The sequence below is a fragment of the Haloparvum sedimenti genome (genome assembly GCF_001462205.1).
Classification (GTDB): domain Archaea; phylum Halobacteriota; class Halobacteria; order Halobacteriales; family Haloferacaceae; genus Haloparvum; species Haloparvum sedimenti.
The window spans coordinates 1-1166 of record NZ_LKIR01000125.1; the positions used below are offsets into that span (position 1 = coordinate 1).

Annotated in this window: 2 protein-coding genes; one reads left to right on the plus strand and one right to left on the minus strand. The window is 62.3% G+C overall.

Annotated elements, in window-relative coordinates; all coding sequences use genetic code 11:
* Nucleotides 1-42: 42 nt before the first annotated feature.
* Nucleotides 43-339: a winged helix-turn-helix domain-containing protein gene (locus tag AN233_RS09410; RefSeq protein WP_058366536.1), complete on the minus strand. Its 297-nt coding sequence runs from the start codon at nucleotides 337-339 to the stop codon at nucleotides 43-45.
* Between the two features lie 373 nt (nucleotides 340-712).
* On the opposite strand from AN233_RS09410, the gene AN233_RS09415 reads away from it, so the two are divergent.
* A complete protein-coding gene (locus AN233_RS09415; protein WP_080508413.1) occupies nucleotides 713-1039 on the plus strand; it encodes a PadR family transcriptional regulator in 327 nt (108 codons plus the stop codon).
* Nucleotides 1040-1166 lie beyond the last annotated feature (127 nt).

The window sequence follows — 1166 nt, forward strand, 5'->3', positions numbered from 1 at the left end:
GCAGCCGGTCGTCCTCCTGAACCATCCAGTTCGCGGACTTCTTCATGAGCCTGCTTGTGCCGTGTCTCCGTTCTCCGTCTCCTCTTCCACGAGGTCCGACGCATCGATCTCGCCGTCCAAATAGCTCACGCCCTTCTCGGTGATGGAGTAGACGCCATTCCCGAGTTCCTGAACGAGCCCATGGTCTTTCATCCGGTTTAGGCGCTTCGAGACGCCGGATTTGCCGATTCGGATGTAATCGTGATTGGATAGGGGGGTAGGGGACATCGGACCTTCCTCTCGGATAATCTCCAGTATCCGATCATCCCAGATAGTCATCCAATCGGCGCTCTTCCTCATGGAAACGAGGTTTCCGCGAGGAAACTTGATTCCTCCTACGAATAACGCGAGGAAACAAAGGGTCCCACAAGAACCGTCGTTAACTTTAAGACACGTCGTTTCTTTTCGTGAACCACGGAACCCGAGCGACGAACCCTCGGCTAGTGAGAATCAGTAGGTCCCGGCCGCGACGCCCTAAACGTCCGGCCGGGGCGGGTTCTGTGGCCAATCACAGAACCATGGCATCAACGCCATTCCGGGGCGGGAGCCCCGGTGCGACGGTTGAGGAACCGAGCGGAGAAAACGGCTGCGACGTGTGCGCGAAGCGTCGGGCGGTCGGCTACGACGCGGCGCTGTCGGCGAGCGTCTGCCGCATCTGCGCGGGAGGTGCGCGATGAGTAGCGAGTCGGCCGCGTCGAGCGGGACGGACTACTCCATCCCACACGACGACCTCGCGAGGCTGACCGCGTTCCAGCGGGATATTCTGCGCGTCCTCCAGCACCGTGACCACCAGAAGGGCCTCTCGATCAAGCAGTCGCTGGAGTCCTACTACGCGGAGGAGGTGAACCACGGTCGGCTGTACCCGAACCTCGACCAGCTGGTCGACGCGGGGCTGATCGAGAAGTCGGAGCGCGACAAGCGAACGAACGACTACGCGCTGACCGGCCGCGGTCGGGGAGCGCTGGCCAACCGCGACGAGTGGAACGGAGCTGATGCCTGATGCGCGACCTGATCCGCCCCGCGGAGAAGCGGCTCGACGACCACGCGCATCACGCGGTCGAACAGTTCGACGCGGTGATCCTGCAGAACCGCGTGCATGAGGCGATCCCGGTCGATCCCCTGCTGCG